Raw genomic sequence first — 765 nt, 5'->3', positions numbered from 1 at the left:
ACACGTTGTGGTGAATAACCCTTGTCGCTACTACTGGGGTGATGTGATGAGTGAGTATCAGCAGCTCCTGCTTAATCAGTCATTGCTTGCGCGGGGCGTCAGTGCTGAAACGGTAGCGGAAAACTTTATTGAGCATAACACCTTGCTCGCGTCATGGGGAAAGCTTGGTCGCGATTATATGTCGCTATTGATGCAAGAAGAAATTTTCGCTGATCTAGCCACCGAGCTTTACGATGATCTTGGTGATGAAGATAATTCAGCGCTGAATTTAATTCAGTCAGATATCTTGAACCTGCAGAACCAGCACCATTGTGTGAATCCTGACGATAAGTCGATACGCTTCGCAAGTTGCCATAACCACTTAAGAGAGGTTGAGGCTCTCCACGACTACTTATTAAATACGCTTGATGCAAACCCCGGCTTAAATGCTCGCGATATTATTGTGATGGTGCCCGATATAGAAGACTATGCCGCCTATATTGAGGCAGTTTTTTCACGCCTTGTTTATGATCGCCATGGGCAAACGCATAGCCTGCCCTATGTTATTGCCGATCAGGCTTTGAATCGGCATCAACCCTTATTGGAATGTATTGGCAATCTATTGATACTCGAGTCAAGTCGGATGACGGCTGCCGAGCTATTAGATTGCTTGGACTTTCCCGCAATCAGGCAGCGATTTTCCATTGATGAAGATGAGCTGCTTAGTATTCATCACTGGGTCAAGGTCTTGAATGTTCGTTGGGGGCTTTCTGAGACGCATCGTAA

1 protein-coding gene is annotated in these 765 nt (G+C 46.0%); it reads left to right on the top strand.

Annotated elements, in window-relative coordinates; genetic code table 11:
- Positions 1-46 precede the first annotated feature (46 nt).
- Positions 47-765, top strand: a 719-nt coding sequence (locus tag A3763_RS25040; protein ID WP_231872319.1) for an exodeoxyribonuclease V subunit gamma, incomplete at its 3' end; no start/stop codon positions are given.

Source organism: Oleiphilus sp. HI0128 (genome assembly GCF_001635365.1).
Note: the sequence above shows the minus strand (reverse complement) of the source record. Positions and strands in the feature narration are given on the sequence as shown.